The organism is Roseibium sp. RKSG952 (assembly GCF_009711355.1).
This window is the reverse complement of the sequence record NZ_SMMF01000642.1, coordinates 1-2,976: the sequence shown is the minus strand read 5'-3', so window position 1 is coordinate 2,976 and position 2,976 is coordinate 1. Positions and strand designations below refer to the sequence as shown.

2 protein-coding genes and 1 pseudogene are annotated in these 2,976 nt (G+C 57.1%); 1 reads left to right on the top strand and 2 read right to left on the bottom strand.

Translation table 11 applies throughout. The annotated features are described in order from the left end of the window. Window positions 1-304, bottom strand: a pseudogene (locus E1297_RS03245) (hypothetical protein); the annotation flags it as partial. A 68-nt stretch (window positions 305-372) separates the two neighbouring features. Beyond that, the gene (locus E1297_RS03240; RefSeq protein WP_155133817.1) at window positions 373-1,173 is read right to left on the bottom strand and encodes a transporter substrate-binding domain-containing protein; all 801 of its coding nucleotides are present in this window, start codon (window positions 1,171-1,173) and stop codon (window positions 373-375) included. A 319-nt stretch (window positions 1,174-1,492) separates the two neighbouring features. On the opposite strand from E1297_RS03240, the gene E1297_RS03235 reads away from it, so the two are divergent. Beyond that, entirely contained in the window at window positions 1,493-2,935 is a 1,443-nt protein-coding gene (locus tag E1297_RS03235) for an AMP nucleosidase (protein ID WP_155133820.1), read from the top strand. The last annotated feature ends 41 nt before the right edge of the window (window positions 2,936-2,976 follow it).

Sequence of the window (2,976 nt, the reverse complement as noted above, 5' to 3'; positions counted from 1 at the left end):
CGAGTGGCCCTGAAAATCGGGGCAGGTCAGGCAGGCCGCGAACAATTTCAATGTAAAAGCGTGCTGCCTGGCGGAGAAACAGAAACCGCGAGAGGGAGGCAACGGCGAGCAACAGCCCGAGCATGGAGGCAAGCGCAAAGCCGGCAAGGGTAACGAAGATGGTGATGCCGGCGCCTTTCGAAACCGTCGCCATCACCTGAGAATAAAGTTCATTCTCCGCGATCTGATAGAAAAAGCAACCGGCGATCACGACGGCTGCCAAAAGCCAATAGGGAAAGTCTTGTTTTTCTTGTTGCTTTTGCATATCCGGCTTTCGGCAGGCGCACGGGAAAAACGGAGATCGGCCCGTTCTTGATGTGTCTGAAACTGGCGCTACTGGCCGAAACTGTAGTCGACGAACCATTTCTTGTTGAGCGCATCAAGGGTGCCATCTGCCTTCATGCTGGCAATAGCGGCGTCGAACGGTTCGACCAGGTTGGAGCCTTTCGGGAAGATGAAGCCGAAGTCCTCGGTTCCAAGAGGCTCGCCAACCAGCTTGAAAGTATCGGGATAGGCCGCAACGTAGCCGTTGCCGCCCGTGCTGTCGGTCAGGACCATGTCGACATCGCCCGCGCGCAAGGCCTGAATGGCGGCGCCAATCGTCTCGAACAGCTTGATGCGCGGATTGGCTTCGTCGCCGTCAAGCACATCATAGACCGCAACATAAAAGGGTGTCGTGCCGGGCTGTGCGCCGATCAGCAGGTCTTCGTCCGCTGCAAAGTCGCGGGCATTGGCGAACCGGTCTTCGTCTGCGGCGACCAGCATCAGCATTTCCGAGCGCATGTAGGGAGCCGAGAAATCGACCTGCTGGGCGCGGTCTTCTCGAATGGTGATCCCTGTCATGCCGGCTTCATACTCGCCGCGCGAGACAGCCGGGATCATGGCGTCCCAGCTGATGTTTTCATAAGAAACCGTCATGTTCAGGCGCTTGGCGATCTCCGCCATGGCATCATATTCCCAACCAACCGCGTCACCGGTTTTCGGGTCGACAAACTGCAGGGGAGGGTAGGCGTTTTCCGTGGCCACGACCACTTCCTTGCCCTTGAGGTCAGGCAGATCAGCGGCTTGGGCCGTCGAGGCAAGGACAGAGGTCAGGGCGAAAAGTCCCGCGGCAGCGGACAAGAAAGAACGCATACTGGTCTCCCGGTCAGGTGGATTGACGGATCAGTTATTCTAGCAGTGTTTTTTCGCACTATACGAGGGGAGGTGGCCTTGCAACTTTTCGAGTACCGGGAAAAGGCGGGCCATCAGCCGGGCCTATCCGCGAAATGAAAATTACTTCCTATTGTGAAAAATAATTCAAAATTAGCTGTTAATGCACTTGACGACAAGTGACCTAACCCCGAAATTGGCCGGTTAACAAACAAGAATAAGGAGAAAATAATTGAACAAGTCTTCCGGATTTTTTAGCAGGCAATCTTCCCGGCCAATCGCGCTTGCGCCAGCCTATCCGATGGAATCCTTTACCGACCCCAAGCTCGCCGTGAAGCGGCTGACCGAGATTTTCGAGGCGAACACGGCCTTCTTGCGCAATGCCTTCAACAAGGTCATCGAAGGCTCCGACCAGAATGTCCGATACCGCGCCTATTACCCGCAGATCCAGATCCAGACCGAAAGCCATGCCCGGCTCGACAGCCGTCTTGCCTATGGGTTTGTCTCCCGCCCCGGAGTTCATGCCACCACGGTGACCCGGCCCGATCTCTACAAGGAGTATCTGGCCGATCAGTTGTCCCTTTTGATGCGCAATCATGAAGCGCCGGTGCTGGTTGGCGAATCCGATATGCCGATCCCGCTTCATTTCGCGTTTTATGACGGGACCCATGTGGAAAGCGGGGCAGCGGCTGCAAGTCTCGACCAGCCGCTGGCGGATTTCTTCGATCTGCCTGATCTGCAGGTGATGGATGACTCGATTGCGAACGGCACATATGAGCCGGAAAACGGCATCCTGCCGCTGTCATCCTTCACCGCACCCAGGATCGATTATTCGCTGCACCGGTTGCAGCACTACACGGCAACGGCTGCGGAGCATTACCAGAACTTCGTGCTTTTCACGAACTATCAGTTCTATATCGACGAATTCTGCCGGATGTCTCAAGCATTGCTGGCTGATCCGGACAGCGGGTATGAGGCCTTTGTCGAACCCGGCAATCTGGTCACGCTTGCAGGCGATACCGAACCGTCGAGCGGCGCAGCCCCGGCCAAGTTGCCGCAAATGCCGGCCTACCACCTGAAACGCAAGGGCCATGGCGGCATTACCATGGTGAATATCGGGGTGGGACCGTCAAACGCGAAAACCATTACCGACCATATTGCGGTTCTGCGCCCGCATGCCTGGCTTATGCTTGGGCACTGCGCGGGTCTGCGCAACAGTCAGACCCTTGGCGACTATGTACTGGCTCATGGCTATGTCCGTGAGGACAATGTGCTTAACCAGGACCTGCCGGTCTGGGTCCCGATCCCGCCGCTGGCGGAAGTGCAGGTTGCGCTGGAAGAGGCCGTTGGCGAAATCACGGGCTTGGACGGCTATGACTTGAAACGGGTGATGCGGACAGGAACCGTGGCGTCCATCGACAACCGGAACTGGGAGCTGTGGGACCAGAAAGGTCTTGTGCAGCGTTTCTCGCAATCCCGGGCGATTGCACTCGACATGGAATCGGCCACGATCGCGGCCAACGGGTTCCGGTTTCGGGTTCCCTATGGAACGCTCCTGTGTGTTTCCGACAAGCCGCTTCACGGCGAGCTGAAGTTGCCGGGCATGGCAACCGATTTCTACAAGCGTCAGGTTGCCCAGCATCTGGAAATCGGGATCCGGGCGCTTGAGAAACTGCGCGACATGCCAAGCGACCGGCTCCATTCGCGCAAGCTGCGCAGCTTTGCCGAAACCGCATTCCAGTAGACGGACCAACAAAAAACCGCACGCTGATCAGCGTGCGGTTT

Coding starts and splice junctions, on each gene's coding strand:
- E1297_RS03240 (WP_155133817.1), bottom strand. CDS start 1,173: ATGCGTTCTTTCTTGTCCGCTGCCGCGGGACTTTTCGCCCTGACCTCT.
- E1297_RS03235 (WP_155133820.1), top strand. CDS start 1,493: ATGGAATCCTTTACCGACCCCAAGCTCGCCGTGAAGCGGCTGACCGAG.